The sequence below is a fragment of the Bacillus cereus group sp. TH152-1LC genome (assembly GCF_027710505.1).
Lineage (GTDB): Bacteria > Bacillota > Bacilli > Bacillales > Bacillaceae_G > Bacillus_A > Bacillus_A mobilis.
Window position 1 is genome coordinate 148113 of record NZ_JAQFNK010000003.1, and the last position, 17439, is coordinate 165551.

Sequence of the window (17439 nt, forward strand, 5' to 3'; positions counted from 1 at the left end):
TTCGCAAAATCTTTACAACGATAGACAGCATTTTCATCACCATTTTCACTATTACCAATTTATGATAAAAACAAACAAAAAATGCACGAATCTCTTCGTGCATTAAAATAAAACATCTTCTTCATATAAATATTCATACGATAAATCTATAAATAAAAAGTTTTCATCATCAATTGGGAAAGAAAATGTTCGTACCATCTCACCGGTTTCAATATCAGCATATAAATCTGAAAGTCTTGCCTTATTCTCAAAACGCATTTTCATAATATTCTCTAGAAAATACGGACGCCAACTCCAGTTCTTCATGTAATACTCAGGCATCACAATCCATTCTCCGTCTTTTTTCATAACGTTTCCTGATTGCTGGAAACCATCTTCATTACAAATAAATATGCGAAAACTACACTGTGATACACTTTGGCTAAATTGTAATAACCAATCATTTATATCTTCATTCTTTTTCTGTTTGGTTAGAACATCACCAATTCGATCACGTAACAGTTCTGTTAAATTATAAATTTTTTGTAATTTTTTCTTCTCATGTTGAATAAATTGATGGCACTCATTACCAAGTCGTTCTTTCAAAACGTTCGTTTCAATAAAATCAGGTAAGCATTCTTTCAAATAATTCCCTTGATAGTATCTACCACCGTTTTTCCAAGCATATTGTAGTTGATAAAAAGCATCTATTTCTTCATATAACAATGTCGCACCAATTCTTCTAGCAAGTAATGATAAAGAATATAAAATATCTTGATAAGATTGTAAAAGTGCAGTTTGCCTTAAGTTTGTTAAATCTACTTTTAAAATATCCGGTGCTAACACGCTAATACGTTCTAAATTACTTGTACCTGTTCCAACTTTATTAATCGAAATTTGAATACCATATGTACGATAATACATAAGCAAATGATTAAATTGCTCTATATCTTCTTTACATTCATGTTCTGTAATTTCTAAAACAATGTGTTTCAAATTTAAACCTTGCTCTTCATACATCAATAACAGTTGAAGTAAACTTTCATCATCATCGTTCATTAATACGTTCGCATTCCGATGTATAAATAATAATAGTTTTTGATCACTTTCTAAATAACGATTTAAAGCTTTTTCTACTATAATGTTATCTGCTTCCAGTTGAAACTCACTCGGAATAGAATCATCATGAAAGAAAGAAGCTAAACTTTGTATGCCCTCTTCTGTTTGAATACGTCCTACTACTTCATATCCAATTACAGTATGCTCATCAGCACTAAAAATAGCTTGATAATAAGGAAGGACTTTATCCAAGTTACTCATTACATCTAATGCATCTATCAACGTGCTTCCCTCCCTTTACTTTTCAAAGATTATAACATGATATTTACGGAAAAATAATAAAAAATCCCTTCAGTTTTCCTGAAGGGATTAGAGGGGTAAAATGCTAAGGGGAATTAGCAATTCTACTATGAAGAAAAAAGAGGTCTTAAATATAACGTATATATAACCTCTTGTAAACACTTTTCTTTCATATGTCACAATTCCGTCACATTTAACCATAAAAGAATGAATCAAACATTCATTTTCTCATCCCTTTTAAAATGGATATTGATGTAAATGTTGTCCTCCATCCATTGTCATGCAAGTTCCATTTATGTACGCAGCTTCATCGGAACATAAATAATAAGCTAAACCTGCGATTTCTTCTGGCGTGCCCAGCCTTCCAAGCGGAACACTTTTTATTGTACGCTTAGCCATTTCTTCTGAAATCCATAACTTATCAGCACCACCCGTACGTTCAATTGGTCCTGGCGCGATAGCGTTAACCCGTATTCCATATTTACGTCCCCACTCAACAGCAAGCGTCTTCGTCATTGCTAATACTCCAGCCTTCGCTGCAGCTGAATGAATAACTCCTGGACCTGCATCCCATGCATATGTTGCTACCATGTTAATGATATTCCCTTTTATACCTTTTTCAATCCAATATTTTCCGACAGCCTGGCTACAGTAGAATGTACCATTTAACACAATATTAATGACCGAATTCCAGCCATTTACGGATAAATCTTCTGCTGGACAAATAAAGTTTCCAGCTGCATTATTTATTAAAATATCAATTCGTCCAAACTTCTCATCAATCTGTTCAATCATTTTCTGAATATCATCCGTATTCCTTACATCCATTTGTACAGGTAATATTTGTCCTGGAAATTGTTCAATTTCCAATTTTGTTTCCTCTAGTTTTTCCTTTGTACGTCCTGTAATAACAACTCGTGCCCCTTCTTTTGCAAAACGAACCGCCATTCCTTTTCCCATTCCACTTGATCCACCTGTTATAATAACTACCTTTTCTTTCACATACATCCCCTCCAAAAAATGAATACACATTCATTTTATCATTTTATTTAATAGAAATCTTTATATTTTTAAACTTTTCTGATATTTTAACGTAAAGAGGTTTCTTTTCATTCGTTTTTTTCGTAATCTATACTACTTTTTTATTATTTAAAATATATTTTAAATAAACTGAAAGGAGATTTGAGTAACCTGTAAATATAACGAACACATATGATATAAGTCAAATAGGTATACTCATATTTTTATGAAGAAAATTACAAGAAGAGATTTTTTAAAAGTTGGCATGCGCACTTGTCTATATTCATTTATAACCACTAGCATCGGATACTACTACGCTAAATATATTGAGCCTCATTTACTATCTTTGACAGAGCATACACTTACATCACAACTCATACCTAAAAGTTTTCATGGTATGAAAATTCTTCAATTTAGCGATTTACATCTCGGATACTATTTCTCTCTCCAACATTTAGCACAAATCGTTTCTAAAATTAACGCTGTAAAACCCGACATTGTTCTTTTTACTGGTGATCTCATTGATAATTATCAAACATATACCGACACTCCTTTCGTTGCATCCATTTTAAAAAATATACAAGCGCCCTTCGGTAAATTTTCTATTTATGGTAACCATGATCACGGCGGATATGGAACGGAATACTACGAACACATCATGCGCGAATCTGGATTTGAATTATTACTAAATAGCGAAAAGAAAATACGTCTACTGGATAATAGTGAAATTTCAATTTTCGGTCTTGATGATATACTCCTAGGCAAACCCAAAATAGAGGAGACACTACAGCAAGCAAAGGAAAACACTTATAACATCGTTCTTGTTCACGAGCCAGATATTGCACCTCTGATTGCTACATATCCAGTTAACTTGCAACTTTCTGGTCATAGCCATGGCGGACAAGTACAAATTCCTTTTGTAGGCGCTATTATTACCCCATCACTTGCTAAAAACTATGTTGAAGGCTTCTATACGATTCAAGACTTAGCTCTCTATGTCAATCGAGGCCTTGGAAGAACACGTGTCCCATTCAGATTTATGTCAAAACCTGAAATTACGATTTTCACGCTCCAACATTCGCAATAATTCGCCTATTTTCTTACATATCCTTTCTTGTACGCGCTCATCCACGTTTCATTTACCATATGATAAAAGTGAGTCCAATAAAGGAGGTTTGTTCATGTATCCATATTATCAACCAATCCCAGTCCGTTCAGCACCTATTGGTCCAGTAGGCGACTCACGCTTCTTTCCGTTTTTTGGCGTTCCATTTCTAGCTGGCATTGCTGGTGGACTGCTCGGCGGAGCATTGGCTTTCGGTCCTAGACCGTATTATCCACCATATCCACCACCTTTCCCACCGCCAACACCTTATCCTTGTTATGGTAGACCTTGTCAACAACCATACTATTATTAACGTACTGTAACAATTCTACCAATGTTATCCCCTCTCTTGACCAATCTATGATCTATTAACATGCTTACAATAAAAACTATTCTCTCTACAGATTCTTCTATATTAGAGAACGTATAATAAGTAGAGAACAAAGTAAAAAACCTCTTAAAAAAAGAGGTTTTTTACTTTGTTCTCATTATTCAGCATCCGTGTTTTGATACGCCATTTTAAACAACTTCACTTGGCTATCAATTTCTTCTGTACTACTATTAATAACATAATAATAGTCACCAGTTTTATTTTGTTCACGCGTTTTCACATTATCAGCTAATGTAAGCTGTAAAATCGCCTTAATTCTCGCCTTCATTTCAATATCTAATATCGGGAAAGATATTTCTACTCGCTTTTCCATATTTCGCGTCATCCAATCAGCCGAAGATAAATATATCTTTTCCTCTCCATTATGATGGAAATAATAAATTCGGCTATGCTCTAAGTATCTCCCGACAACACTAACTACCCGAATATTTTCACTTACATTTGGAATAGCAGGCCTTAAACAACATGTTCCTCGAACGATAAGCTCTACCTTTACTCCAGCTTGCGATGCTTCATACATTTTTTTTATTAATGGTTTATCTGTTAATGAATTCATCTTAACAATAATATATCCATTTCCATATTGTCTATGATAACGGATTTCTTCATCTATTAAATCCATAAATTGCTCTCTTATATCAAATGGCGCAACCGATAAATGATGAAAATGCGGCTTTGTTGTATAACCACTCAAATAATTAAAGAAATTTGTTGCATCGACTCCAAAGTCTTTTCGTGATGTAATATACCCGAAATCAGTATATAACTTTGCTGTTGCGTCATTATAATTTCCAGTCCCAAGATGTACGAACCTTTCGATTTTTCCGTTTTTTCTTCTTACAACTAGCGTAATTTTACTATGTGTTTTCAAATGACTTACACCGTAAATAACGTGACAACCTGCCTTTTCTAATTCTTTAGCCCAATGCACATTATTTTCTTCATCAAATCTTGCCTTTAACTCAACTAATACCGTCACTTGCTTTCCTTTTTCAGCCGCTACCTTTAGCGCCTGAATAATCGGCGAATCTCCGCTTACTCGATATAATGTTTGTTTGATCGCAAGTACATTCGGATCGTCTGCCGCATCACGGACAAAATCAACTACTGGCTGAAACGATTCAAAAGGATGATGTAATAAAATATCATGCTCAATTGCTTTTTCAAATACATCTTCTGCATCACCTAAGTCTTGAGGCCGTTGCGGAATAAGAGCCGGATATACTAAATGTTCATATAAAGGGGCTAGTTTTTTATATAAAGAAAATAGACATGTTAAATCTAGCGGTCCATCCATTATATACACATCTTCATCTTTTACTTCCAACACCTCATATAATAATGCTAATACTCTTTCATCAATATGCTCTTTGCCAACTTCTAAACGTACAGCAGCTCCCCACTTACGCTTCTTTAATTCTTTTTCAATTACCTTTAATAAATCCCTCGCACCTTCTTCATGAATTGTTAAATCCGCATTGCGTGTAATGCGGAAACGAGTAACTGATGATACATTATATCCTGTAAATAATTTATGAGTAAAACCACTAATTACATCTTCTAATAAAATAAATTTATGCTTTTGCCCTTCACTCGGTAAAAATATGAAACGTTCGAGTAATGAAGGAACTTGTACAATTCCTAGCTTCGTGCGGTTTTCTTCTTCCACTTGTTTTTCATCATATAAAAGAGTAGCCAAATTCAAGCTTTTATTTAATAACATTGGAAATGGACGATATGCATCGATAGCTACAGGTGTTAAGACTGGGAAAATTTGCTCATCAAAATACTCTTCTATAAATTCTCTCTGTTCTTTCGTCAAATCATGGAATGTTAAACGCTCAATTCCTTCTAGCTCCAGCGCTGGCAACACATAATTTTTAAACGTATTATATTGTACAGTCATTAATTCATGGGCCTTTATCGCAATTTTGTTTAATTGCTTTTTTGGTGTTAAGCCAGCCTTATTTTCTGGTTGGTTAAACCCCGCACTCACTTGATCCTTCAATCCTGCCACGCGTACCATAAAGAATTCATCTAAATTCGAGCTGAAAATGCTAATAAACTTTAATCTTTCCAAGAGCGGATTCGTTTCATCCTGTGCTTCTTGCAGTACACGTTCATTAAATGCTAACCAACTTAATTCTCGATTATTGTAATAAGCTGTATCATTTAAATTAACTATATTCCCCTTCAACATTTCCATCCTCTTCACACTTCCCTTGAAACTTTTTTACTATAATTTAGTTACTTTTATTTTAGCAAATTACAATATTCCAAAGTGTTAATTTTTTGTAAAGACATCCGTACAACTTAACAGTTTGATTCGAAGGATAAGTGAATAGTCGTTTTCAACACTCTTTCCAGCTGCTTTTTTTGCTTTTCAGCTTGCACTTTTTCCGCTAATGCCGATTGCTCACATACAATTTTAAATGTTAATCCGTCTTTACTATCCGTTATAGATATCGATTCAACAAGTGATCTTTGTCTTATATTTAGAGCTGCTGAAAATTGTAAAACAGCCCCTAATAGACGGATTTTTTTTTGTTCATTTTTATCGAACCATCCTTCAAATGGGGACAAGTGTTGTTTGAATAACATTTTTGATTTATAAGACGCAATAAGCGCTAATCTAACGCGCTCTTTATGCATCATACCATCAATTGTTTTATTCGCTAATAAATAAAACGTATGTAAGCGGCTCGCTTCTTCGTCTATATATTTACCTATATTAAATACTTTCGCCGCTTGATGGAATACTTCCCAGTCTTTTGCTGACATAGAAATTAGCCCTGTTTCCTCAAGCTGTTGACAAATCAATCTTCCATGTTTAATAAGCTGAATTACAAATTCCATATCCATTTCATATTCATGTGATAATAAATGCAAGCTTTCTTCGACTACGTTCGGATAATATGAAATCCCCAAATCTTTTGTCAACTCTTCATAGAAAACACCTTCTCGTAACCCTTTTCTACTTAATACAAATGCTGGTGCCTCTATAACGTTAACAAGTGTATGAAAAACTTCGACTGCTGGAATAATTGTATCTGCTCGATCTTTTGCCAATCCTTCCAATTTTTGAAGTTCTATGAACGACAATGCTTCTAATTCTTCTTTCACATTTTTAATATCTGCTTCTTTCATTTTATATAAATGTACTCCTGCTATAGGATAACAAATTAAATTTTGATGGATTTTCACTAAGTTCCTCGCACTACCACCAATTGCAATAAGAGGCAATTTCTTATCAATTAACCATGGTAATGTTCGAAATTGATATTCTAAGTACGTTTGAATCTTTTCTAACTCGTCTTCAGTAGGTATATCCTCTTTAATAAATTGTTGCTTTAAAGAAAGTGCTCCAAAAGGAAAGCTATGGTACTCTAAAATTTCTCTATTTCGAAAGTATGTAACTTCCGTACTTCCTCCACCAATATCTACTGTAATTCCTTCAGAGAACGAAGTTGAATTCATAACTGCTAAATAGCCGTAACGCGCTTCCTCATATTCTGATAATACTCTAAGAGTAAAGTCTGTTTGTCCTTCAACAAGCTTTATAATAGCCTCTTGATTCTCAGCCTGTCTAATTGTTGCTGTTGCAACACAAAGTACATGATGCAACTGGTGGAATCGTGTACTTTCTTGAAATTGAAATAATGTTTGTAACAATACATCTATTCCTTCTTCAATCAACACACCCTCGATTAAGTAATTCTTTAACCGAGCAACTACTTTCGTATTTTCAATTTCCTTATAAAAACCTCCGTTTTGCTTTTCATAAATAACTAAACGCATTGTATTAGATCCAATATCTATAATGGCATATTGCTGTTTTAATATTTCTTTCAAACTTCTCACTCTTTCATTATCAAATTTCTAAAGCACATTCTATTACTATTATACAAAATAGTTGTTTTTTGTAACAATATTGCTTTAATATTGAAAATATATACAATCACTTTTTGCATATAATAAAAATCTATTTTATTTATGTTATAATAATGAAAAATTGAAAGGAGATTCCATATGAAACCTTCACAACCACAATCTCAATTACAAAACCAACATTCTATTAATCGACTAGCTCAATCTATTTTCGTTGTGAATCGTCATGCTAAAGCTGCAACTAATCCGAAGTATTTATATTGGTTAAAAAAGACGGCTTTAGAACGCTTAATTGCTGAAAAAAAAGCTATTAAAGAAGGATTACATTTTTCTAGAAACCCACGTTTTAGCCAACAACAATCCGATGTTCTTATACGTTTAGGTGATTATTTTTTCCATATTCCTCCTACAAAAGAAGATTTTCGAATCCTACCACATCTTGGTCACCTTGAATCCTCCTATCGAAATCCGAAAACAAACTTATCTTTAACAGTAGCAAAAAAGACACTTCAAGATTATATTGGTCCTGAAGCACTGAAACAAGAGAAAAAATTAAGTGAACCTGTCCCATGGTATAGTCGTACTTATACAAAAAAATAAAACAGTTTGGCCAATTGTAGGCCAAACTGTTTTATTTTTTCTCTTCTTTAATTTTAATATTTGCTTGTTTATAAAAGGCTATTTTTTCGGTATTATACGATTTCGTAAATTCATTAAACTTGTCTTTTTCTGATTCAATATCTTTATAAGATTGATTTACTACTTTTACTTTTTCACTAATATCTTTTAATTTAGTACCTTTATCTTGTAGCATTGTATATAGTTCTTTTTCTTGTTTTAACGATTTACTATAGCTATCATACATTTTGTTAAATGAGTCATGTCGTTTCTCATATGTGCTTTTCACTTTATCCGCTTGATCTTTCAATTTCTTATCTTCAATTTTCTTCACATATTTATCTGCTGATTTCACTTCTTCTTGTGCCTTATTTAAAGATTCTTTTTCTTTTGTAAGCACTTTTTCTCGTTCATCTGTATTTTTCACTGCTTGATTCAGTTTTTCCTTAACAGTTTGATTATTATCTTTTCCCTCTTGAACAATCTGGCTATATAATTCTTGTCCCTCTTTCTCTAAAGTTTCAAGTTTTTTTGCATCTTCAAACATTGTTTTTTCTTGCTTTGCAGCATTTTCAAACGCAACATATAATTCCTCTTCTGGTTTCGGCCCGAAACAACCGGCTAATAAAATCATTGATAATGCAGTTACAATTGCTAATTTACTATACTTCAACATCTTTTCCTCCTACTTATATACGATCATCGTGTAAAAAGCTATGAAAATTATATATCCTTCTATAAACTCCACACTCGCACCTTTTTTACGAAAATCATTGATATTGTTTATAATGCTTGTACAAATTGTATTACTTGAAATTACAATTTACGTTTTGAACTCAATAGCAGTTTCGTATCCATCTTTACATATACTTTTACTTGCCACCTTTAACTTGTTCATACTATGTATGACATAAAAGTACAACGGAATTCATCACAGCCATAATATTTGAAGAACAGCAGTAATAGTTCACCTGATAAAAGATGTTCGTTGTTCTCTCACATCTATCATTCTATCATTCCCTTTCCGGTTTCTATCAAATAATTTCTTTGTTCATTTTACACAGTTTAAATGCTACCTTGCAACAACTTACAATTACTCTTGTCATTCCCTAAAAAGGAAAAGTGTAGAGCATGCTTTCCTCTACACTTTTAAAATGAAACACATTGTGCAAAATGCATTGACACATCCATCATAATTATATGCTTATTCCATATGTTTTTAAAGACTTTTATTACAAAAAAAGTTCTTTTTGTAATAAAAGTCAAAAAAATGTTACATTAAAAAATTCTTTATATCATATTTCTTTAAATCAAAGTTTTACTTATTTCCTTACAAATTCCTATGCTGGTACAATTGATTTTGTGCCTTTCTTAACAATTCTTCAAAAGTTTTTCCTTCTACCGGATAACTAGCAGCTCCAAATAATAGAGTCATACTTAACAAACCATTTTCTATTTCGCTTTCAATATTTTTCATTAATCGGTTTGTTATTTTCGATTTTTCATGTCCGTTATCAATTGCCACAATAACATACTTATTTTCGTCCCACTTAGTAACGACATCCCCTTTACGAATTGTCTTTACAATCGTACTCTCCAATTTTTGTACTAACACCTCCAATTTTTTTTCTTGCACTGTTTCTTTTAGTCCTTTCCATTCTTTCACAGAAAGAATGTACACTGTAATATTATGAGAATCTCGCTCTGATAAAGCAGCTACTTTCTCAAAGAAATCAACTACAAAATCATTACTTGCCATTCCTCCTACTTCCGTATCCAGACGCCCACTCGCTCTTTTATCATACCAATGTCCAAAATAATAGCTCAGTATCATTTGCAATATATAAATAATAAAGACGGTATAAAATGATCGCGAATCCAGTTTTGTAATTACATCCTGAAGCGCAATCCATTCTGTAACTGCCACTGTATTCCCAAGTAATAATCCACTAATTTTCCCTTTATGTTTCATACTTCCCCTCCCTTCTATACCAATATATGTTTCTATAGCAATTATGTTTTTCTACAAAATAAAAAATGTACATATTGGATGTACATTTTCGCTTAAACTTGTCTACCATTTCTATTCTATTTCATATATATACTATATATCGTTTTAGAAAGAGGTGATCTATATGCTACAAAAAGAAAATCTATCAGATATTATACGTTTACTAGCAGGCTTTCTGTTATCGTTAAAATTATTATGTAATTCTTTCGGAGTGAACTTTATTACAGATGATCAAATTGATGCTATTGTAAATGTTGCTTCCTTTCTTTTCATTTTATATTTTGGTTATAAAAATAATTATGTGGGAAAAAAAGGAATCGAGCAAAAAAAAGTACTCAAAAAACACAACCTCCACTAAAAAAGGAACCTTTCGTACAGGTTCCTTTTTATCATTGGCGCACTACAACTTCATTTGTTTGCAGTGGACCATGTGATACTCCTTTATATTGGAATGTATATGTAGCCTGAAATAATGCGTTTTTAAGTGCTTTATCTTTATTGGCTTTTATTTTACAAATTAGTTCTACTTTCTCATTCGGTAATAAATTATCAATCCGCCACCTTACAAGCTGAAACAAGAACTCACTCATCCCCTTATCAGCCTTTAATGAGTTTGGAATATAGGCAAAATAATCTCGAATCATATGGCTTACTACAACTCGTGAAATCATTTCCATTCCTTTATTTTCAACTTCCATTCGAATAATAAGTATGTCATTTACATCATAGGTCAGTTCATATGAAAATTTTTCTTTATACATACTACGGATTTGCAATGTAACTGCTACATTAGGACATTCGGTCTCCTTTTTTGAGCCATCAATCCATAACACTGGTTGTAGCGGTATTGAACGCCTTCCTTGATCCGAAATTCGTTTCCATATTTTCATAATAATATTCACCCCATTTCAGATGCATCATATCCATACGACCTTATTCTGCCTCTCTACACCATATTAATAAAGCTTGTTACAAACGATATATAGTTATTACTCTTCCTTTTATCCTATTCGACAATGTAAAGAAAAAACCATTTTTCCTCTGTTCACAGACGGTATTCTTACTGAAATATTTTTTTACAATTTCCTTCATTGACTTTATACCAATATTAAGTATTACTCACTCTTTCACAGTCCATACAACAGAATATTTTGACGGAAGAAAAAGTTTGCCTTTTAGTCAAATTTGACTATAATATTCTTTATGGCTTGTGCACTTGTGTAAGTTGATTTGAAAGAACTATACTTTACATTTTTATGCGCTGCACTCAAAACTTCATATAGTTTACTTATTATTAAAGGAGGGTTATATTTGGAATCTCAATTATCAAAAAAAGACTCCAACAATACAAAATTTGTTGTTGCAGGTTTATTACTTGGTATTTTAATGGCGGCAATGGATAATACAATCGTTGCAACAGCAATGGCAACGATTGTTGGAGACCTAGGAGGATTTGACAAGTTCGTTTGGGTCACGTCTGCATATATGGTAGCAACAATGGCAGGGATGCCTATCTTCGGAAAACTTTCTGATATGTACGGACGGAAACGCTTTTATATTGGTGGTCTCATTCTTTTCTTATTCGGTTCTGCACTTTGCGGAACAGCATCTAGTATTGAGCAACTAAGTATTTATAGAGCAATTCAAGGAATCGGTGGCGGTGCTCTTATGCCTATCGCCTTCACAATTATGTACGATATATTCCCACCAGAAAAGCGCGGAAAAATGACAGGGCTATTCGGTGCGGTTTTCGGAACATCTAGTGTATTTGGTCCTTTATTAGGTGCTTATATTACAGACTATATAAGTTGGCATTGGGTCTTCTATATTAATATTCCATTAGGACTTATCTCCTTCTTCTTCATTACTAAATACTACAGTGAATCTCTAGAATTTAGAAAACAAAAAATCGATTGGGCTGGCGCTATTACACTTGTTATTAGTATCGTGTGCTTAATGTTTGCCTTAGAACTTGGCGGTAAAGAATATGCATGGAATTCCACTGTAATTATCGGTTTATTTACAACAGTTGTTATTATGCTTATTATTTTCTTCTTCGTAGAACGAAAAGCAACTGAACCTATCATTTCTTTCCATCTATTTAAAAAACCTTTATTCGCAGCTAGCCAAGGCGTTGCCTTTTTCTATGGTGCCGCTTTTATTATCTGTACAGTTTATATCCCAATCTTCGTTCAAGGTGTTCTCGGCGGTTCAGCCTCAAATGCTGGATTAATTTTAACACCTATGATGGTTGGATCTGTAATTGGAAGTCAAACAGGTGGACAGTTAGCTTCTCGAACAAGTTATCGTAACATCATGATGGTATCTGGTGTCTTCTTCGTAATTGGTATTTATTTACTAAGCACGTTAACAATGGATACACCTCGTCTACTTGTAACGCTATTTATGGTTCTCACTGGACTTGGAGTTGGTTTCTCGTTCTCAGTTTTAAGTATGTCTTCTATCCACAAGTTAGAAATGCGAGACCGTGGTTCTGCTACATCAACAAACTCATTCTTCCGTTCACTCGGTATGACTCTTGGTGTAACAATTTTTGGTACCATTCAAAATCATACTTTTACGGATAAACTAAACACTGTATTCCCTCCTGAACTAGCAAAATTAGCTCCAAAAGGTGGAGACACAAGTTTCTTATTATCACAAGGTGCTACCGAGAAAATTCCAGCTGAAATATTAACTGGTATTAAAGAGGCTCTAGCAACATCTATTGCCAGCACATTCTTCTGGGCACTTATCCCGGCTGTACTAAGTATTATTTGTATTTTACTTATGGGAAATGAACGCCTCTTTACAGGTCCAAAAACAAAACAAAAACAAAAGCAAGTAAGTTAGTATAGAAAAAAGAAACGGCATAACCTTTATGAAAAAGGGTATGCCGTTTATAATATGTATAAAGTTTTTATTTATAGGAGTTGAGATAGCATGAGCATGAAATTAGTCATTCTCGGCTTGCTACTCGAAGGAGATAAACATCCATATGAAGTGCAACACATCATGAAAGAAAGACAAATGGATTGTTATATTAAATATGCAAAAGGATCACTTTATTACGCCTTCGAGCAATTAGAAAAGCAAGGTGCAATTCGTATTACAACTATTGTTCGAGATACGAATAGACCAGATAAAACAATCTTTCATATAACAGAAGAAGGTAAACAATTATTTCACAAGTTACTATTAAAACAATTCGAAGCAAAAAATCAAATATATAAACCAATTTATTCGGCACTCTCTTTCGCTCATTTTGGTGATGACCAAGAGTTAGTTCCGATTTTAGAAAAAAAGAAAAATGATACCGTTCAATATTTACATAAAATGCAAACTATTTATGATTGTAGCAAAGGACAAATTCCACGTGCACAACTATATATTTTACAAAGTGTTATTGAACATATTACAGTTGAATTGCAATGGTTAAATACCCTCCTTACAGATGCAGTTGCAGGGCGCCTTTCAGAAATTGATAAAAATGAAGGTTGAGGTTATAAAGAAGCAACTGTAAAAGATAATAAAGTTATTTCATTTTATAATCTAAAACAAGCATAGCCCCGTTCTAATTTAGGACGGATTATGCTTGTTTAATTTTGGTTATAAGATACTTCACTGCGCTCAAAAATATAACAAGGATTTCTTCATCACCATAGTCCCATAATGGAAGATTATTTCTTAAAACTCTATATAAAAAGGTTGTCGATTTTCATCCAAGCTATATTCAATTCTTTGTCTGAAATTCATAAAATTCACCATCTCTAACGCCTGCTCAATAGGATAAAACCCTACTTCCAAACTTTCTGGTGTAGTCGTTAATTTACCTCCAACTGGTCTAGCTAAAAACAATGTGTTACATATTGAATAGTTCACATTTTGAAATACTCCACAAAATTTTAAAACCTCAATATCAATACCCGTTTCCTCTTTCGTTTCCCTTATTGCAGCATCTTTCAAAGACTCCCCTTCTTCAACTTGTCCGCCTGGCATTTCCCACCCTCTTCTAGGTCCCTTAATTAATAGGATTTCTTTTTGTTCATTCATTACAATTTTCGCTGCTGAAACTATATGTTTTGGCGGTAAATAAATATTTTGTTTACTTTGTTCCAATTGAAATTCCCCCATTTCTATAAACTTAGTTTATGTATCTTTATACAGGAACCTTGTTCTGTCTTGTGATAAACTTACTATTTCAAAATGAGCCATCCAATTCTCTTCCTCATTCCAAAATATGGACGGATTTTCAAATAACATAACTAGCATCTTATCTCTGTACAAGTACATTTTCTTTGTATGTTTAACCGCGATTCACCCCCTAAAAAAATTAGAATAATCAGAATAATAAAAATAAAAAACTTTAGAATTTTCTTATTTTAAAACAGTAGACAAAATTCCAAAAATTGTGTTAGAATTTGTTTCAATATCATATCGCTTGTTAAATTCCTTTCAAAAGGAAAATAGGTACACGAAAATTTCGTTTCGTGTTTAAAAGGGAAGATTGGTGAAAATCCAACACGGTCCCGCCACTGTAAATGCTGAGATTTCTTTTTAGTGCCACTGTGAAAACGGGAAGGTGAAAGAAATTATATGAAGCATAAGTCAGGAGACCTGCCTGTTTTAACAACACTGATAGATTCACGGATGATGATGAGGTGTTAAAACAAAAAGGGAGGCTTATTTTCTATGCCTTTATACTTTTTGTTATAGGTATTTCCTAGTAAACGGAAATGCTTACTTTCAATTAGGGAGGAATTTGAAATGGCAATTCAAACAAGTAATTTAGGTTATCCACGTATCGGACTACAACGAGAGTGGAAAAAAACATTGGAAGCTTTTTGGTCCACTAAAATCGATGAGGAACAATTTTTAACAACGATGAAAGAAATTCGCCTTCAACACGTTAAAGTACAGCAAGAAAAAGGGATTGAACTCATTCCAGTTGGCGACTTTACATATTATGATCACGTTTTGGATACTGCTTATATGCTAGGATTTATCCCATCACGTTTTTCTGAGTTTACATCTTACCTTGATGTATATTTCGCAATGGCACGTGGCTCTAAAGATCACGTAGCTTCCGAAATGACAAAATGGTTTAACACAAACTATCATTATATCGTTCCTGAATATGAAGAGGGATTACAAATCTCTTTAAAAGATAATCGTCCACTTCGCTTATACGAAGAGGCAAAACAAGAATTAGGAGTAGATGGAAAGCCTGTTATTTTAGGACCATATACTTTCTTGAAGTTAGCTAAAGGTTATACACAAGAACAATTCGCTACTATTTTAAAACAATTAGTTGCACCATACGTACAACTGCTTTCAGAACTACATGCAGCTGGTGCACAAGTCATTCAAATTGATGAACCGATTTTCGCTTCTTTAACGAAAGAAGAAGTGCAACAAGCAAAAGAAATTTATGAAGCTATTCGTAAAGATGTTCCAAATGCGACTCTTCTTTTGCAAACATATTTTGATAGTGTAGAAGAAAACTATGAAGAAATTATTACATTCCCTGTATCCGGTATTGGATTAGATTTCGTTCATGGTAAAGAAGGTAATCTAAATGCTATTTCAAAATACGGATTCCCAGCTGATAAAACTTTAGCTGTCGGTTGTATAGATGGCCGTAACATTTGGAGAGCTGACCTTGATGAAGTTCTTACGTTATTTACAACGTTACAAAAACAAGTCCAAACGAAAGATTTCATCGTTCAGCCTTCTTGTAGCTTATTGCATACACCAATCGATAAAACAGAAGAAACTCACTTATCGACTGAGCTATTTGATGCGTTAGCATTTGCAAATCAAAAATTAGAAGAGTTAGTTCTTATTCATTCCGCTCTGACTCAAGGTACAGAAAGCATTAGTAATGAGCTGGAAACATACCGAAATGTACATCATACAATTCGTTCGTCTGCTGCACGTAACCGAGAAGATGTGAAAGCAGCACGTACAGCACTAAAAGAAGAAGATTTTTCACGTCCTCTTCCATTTGAAAAGCGCTATGAATTACAACAAGTTGCCCTGGAGTTACCATTGTTACCAACAACGACTATCGGTAGCTTCCCGCAAACAACTGAAGTTCGTCAAACGCGAAAAGAATGGCGTAACGGTGTTATTTCAAATGAACAATATGAACAATTTATTGAAAAAGAGACAGAAAAATGGATTCGTTACCAAGAAGAAATTGGTCTTGATGTCCTTGTACATGGTGAATTTGAAAGAACTGACATGGTCGAATATTTCGGTGAGCGTCTTGCTGGTTTCTCATTCACTAAAAACGGTTGGGTACAATCATACGGTTCCCGCTGCGTAAAACCACCTGTTATTTATGGTGATGTAGCCTTTATTAACGGAATGACTATTAAGGAAACTGTTTATGCACAAAGCTTAACAGAGAAAGTTGTAAAAGGAATGTTAACTGGACCTGTTACAATTTTAAATTGGTCCTTCGTTCGAAATGACATTCCAAGAAAAGAAGTTTCGTATCAAATTGCATTAGCTCTTCGTCACGAAATTGAATTACTTGAGTCTTCCGGAATTCGAGTAATCCAAGTCGATGAGCCAGCACTTCGTGAAGGAATGCCACTAAAAGAAAAAGATTGGGACGCTTATATTACATGGGCAGTACAATCCTTCCTTTTAGCAACTTCTTCTGTAGCAAATGAAACACAAATTCATACTCATATGTGTTACAGTAACTTCGAAGATATTGTTGACGCAATTCGTGCATTAGATGCAGATGTGATTTCTATCGAAACTTCAAGAAGTCACGGTGAATTTATTGATACATTAAAACATACAACATATGAAAAAGGCATCGGTCTAGGTGTATATGATATTCATAGCCCACGTGTACCGAGTAAAGATGAAATGTATAAAATCGTAGAACAATCTTTAGAAGTATGCGACCCTAAATATTTCTGGATTAATCCTGATTGTGGTTTAAAAACGAGAAGAACAGAAGAAGTTATTCCAGCTTTAGAGCACATGGTGCAAGCAGCAAAAGATGCTCGCTCCCTACTAAAAACAAACGCATAACAAAAATGGGTT

At 33.6% G+C, this 17439-nt stretch carries 15 protein-coding genes and 1 riboswitch; of the genes, 7 read left to right on the plus strand and 8 right to left on the minus strand.

The features are described 5' to 3' along the window. Window positions 1-102: 102 nt before the first annotated feature. Complete coding sequence (locus PDL00_RS10460; protein WP_242255146.1) at window positions 103-1320, minus strand: EAL domain-containing protein; 1218 nt, start codon at window positions 1318-1320, stop codon at window positions 103-105. Between the two features lie 255 nt (window positions 1321-1575). Then, window positions 1576-2340: a 2,4-dienoyl-CoA reductase gene (fadH, locus tag PDL00_RS10465; protein ID WP_242255144.1), complete on the minus strand. Its 765-nt coding sequence runs from the start codon at window positions 2338-2340 to the stop codon at window positions 1576-1578. Window positions 2341-2584: 244 nt separating this feature from the next. Between fadH and PDL00_RS10470 the strand changes: the two genes are divergently transcribed. Together PDL00_RS10470 and PDL00_RS10475 are read left to right on the plus strand one after the other, a co-directional pair. Then, window positions 2585-3445, plus strand: coding sequence for a metallophosphoesterase (locus tag PDL00_RS10470; protein WP_242255142.1), 861 nt, complete (start codon window positions 2585-2587; stop codon window positions 3443-3445). A gap of 94 nt (window positions 3446-3539) precedes the next feature. After that, entirely contained in the window at window positions 3540-3776 is a 237-nt protein-coding gene (locus PDL00_RS10475; protein WP_270728949.1) for a hypothetical protein, read from the plus strand. Between the two features lie 175 nt (window positions 3777-3951). Here the strand turns inward: PDL00_RS10475 and PDL00_RS10480 are convergent, their stop codons facing one another. Further along, window positions 3952-6060 (minus strand): polyphosphate kinase, encoded by a 2109-nt coding sequence (locus PDL00_RS10480; RefSeq protein ID WP_270728950.1) that lies wholly within the window; start codon window positions 6058-6060, stop codon window positions 3952-3954. Window positions 6061-6167: 107 nt separating this feature from the next. Next, window positions 6168-7706: an exopolyphosphatase gene (gene ppx / locus PDL00_RS10485; protein WP_270728951.1), complete on the minus strand. Its 1539-nt coding sequence runs from the start codon at window positions 7704-7706 to the stop codon at window positions 6168-6170. Between the two features lie 177 nt (window positions 7707-7883). Here ppx and PDL00_RS10490 point away from each other — a divergent pair, with 177 nt between their 5' ends. Then, window positions 7884-8342 (plus strand): YkyB family protein, encoded by a 459-nt coding sequence (locus tag PDL00_RS10490; RefSeq protein WP_000804861.1) that lies wholly within the window; start codon window positions 7884-7886, stop codon window positions 8340-8342. Between the two features lie 31 nt (window positions 8343-8373). On the opposite strand, the gene PDL00_RS10495 is transcribed toward PDL00_RS10490, so the two are convergent. Next, a complete protein-coding gene (locus tag PDL00_RS10495) occupies window positions 8374-9036 on the minus strand; it encodes a YkyA family protein (protein WP_242255135.1) in 663 nt (220 codons plus the stop codon). A gap of 654 nt (window positions 9037-9690) precedes the next feature. Beyond that, window positions 9691-10332 (minus strand): diguanylate cyclase domain-containing protein, encoded by a 642-nt coding sequence (locus tag PDL00_RS10500; protein WP_270728952.1) that lies wholly within the window; start codon window positions 10330-10332, stop codon window positions 9691-9693. A 163-nt stretch (window positions 10333-10495) separates the two neighbouring features. On the opposite strand from PDL00_RS10500, the gene PDL00_RS10505 reads away from it, so the two are divergent. Beyond that, window positions 10496-10729 (plus strand): SPP1 phage holin family protein, encoded by a 234-nt coding sequence (locus tag PDL00_RS10505; RefSeq protein ID WP_270728953.1) that lies wholly within the window; start codon window positions 10496-10498, stop codon window positions 10727-10729. Between the two features lie 31 nt (window positions 10730-10760). Here the strand turns inward: PDL00_RS10505 and PDL00_RS10510 are convergent, their stop codons facing one another. Then, window positions 10761-11261: a hypothetical protein gene (locus tag PDL00_RS10510; RefSeq protein ID WP_242255128.1), complete on the minus strand. Its 501-nt coding sequence runs from the start codon at window positions 11259-11261 to the stop codon at window positions 10761-10763. 421 nt (window positions 11262-11682) lie between these two features. On the opposite strand from PDL00_RS10510, the gene PDL00_RS10515 reads away from it, so the two are divergent. Together PDL00_RS10515 and PDL00_RS10520 are read left to right on the plus strand one after the other, a co-directional pair. Further along, the gene (locus tag PDL00_RS10515; RefSeq protein WP_242255126.1) at window positions 11683-13224 is read left to right on the plus strand and encodes an MDR family MFS transporter; all 1542 of its coding nucleotides are present in this window, start codon (window positions 11683-11685) and stop codon (window positions 13222-13224) included. Between the two features lie 90 nt (window positions 13225-13314). After that, window positions 13315-13872 (plus strand): PadR family transcriptional regulator, encoded by a 558-nt coding sequence (locus PDL00_RS10520; RefSeq protein WP_097816919.1) that lies wholly within the window; start codon window positions 13315-13317, stop codon window positions 13870-13872. Window positions 13873-14058: 186 nt separating this feature from the next. Here PDL00_RS10520 and PDL00_RS10525 read toward each other — a convergent pair whose 3' ends face one another. Further along, window positions 14059-14490, minus strand: coding sequence for an NUDIX hydrolase (locus PDL00_RS10525; RefSeq protein ID WP_270728954.1), 432 nt, complete (start codon window positions 14488-14490; stop codon window positions 14059-14061). A gap of 332 nt (window positions 14491-14822) precedes the next feature. After that, window positions 14823-15010, plus strand: a riboswitch (cobalamin riboswitch). 128 nt (window positions 15011-15138) lie between these two features. On the opposite strand from PDL00_RS10525, the gene metE reads away from it, so the two are divergent. Then, complete coding sequence (gene metE, locus PDL00_RS10530; RefSeq protein WP_242255121.1) at window positions 15139-17427, plus strand: 5-methyltetrahydropteroyltriglutamate--homocysteine S-methyltransferase; 2289 nt, start codon at window positions 15139-15141, stop codon at window positions 17425-17427. The last annotated feature ends 12 nt before the right edge of the window (window positions 17428-17439 follow it).

Excerpts from the sequence above, each read along its gene's own strand:
- PDL00_RS10470 (WP_242255142.1), top strand. The coding sequence starts at position 2,585 with ATGAAGAAAATTACAAGAAGAGATTTTTTAAAAGTTGGCATGCGCACT.
- PDL00_RS10475 (WP_270728949.1), top strand. The coding sequence starts at position 3,540 with ATGTATCCATATTATCAACCAATCCCAGTCCGTTCAGCACCTATTGGT.
- PDL00_RS10480 (WP_270728950.1), bottom strand. The coding sequence starts at position 6,060 with ATGGAAATGTTGAAGGGGAATATAGTTAATTTAAATGATACAGCTTAT.
- PDL00_RS10490 (WP_000804861.1), top strand. The coding sequence starts at position 7,884 with ATGAAACCTTCACAACCACAATCTCAATTACAAAACCAACATTCTATT.
- PDL00_RS10495 (WP_242255135.1), bottom strand. The coding sequence starts at position 9,036 with ATGTTGAAGTATAGTAAATTAGCAATTGTAACTGCATTATCAATGATT.
- PDL00_RS10500 (WP_270728952.1), bottom strand. The coding sequence starts at position 10,332 with ATGAAACATAAAGGGAAAATTAGTGGATTATTACTTGGGAATACAGTG.
- PDL00_RS10505 (WP_270728953.1), top strand. The coding sequence starts at position 10,496 with ATGCTACAAAAAGAAAATCTATCAGATATTATACGTTTACTAGCAGGC.
- PDL00_RS10510 (WP_242255128.1), bottom strand. The coding sequence starts at position 11,261 with ATGAAAATATGGAAACGAATTTCGGATCAAGGAAGGCGTTCAATACCG.
- PDL00_RS10520 (WP_097816919.1), top strand. The coding sequence starts at position 13,315 with ATGAGCATGAAATTAGTCATTCTCGGCTTGCTACTCGAAGGAGATAAA.
- metE (WP_242255121.1), top strand. The coding sequence starts at position 15,139 with ATGGCAATTCAAACAAGTAATTTAGGTTATCCACGTATCGGACTACAA.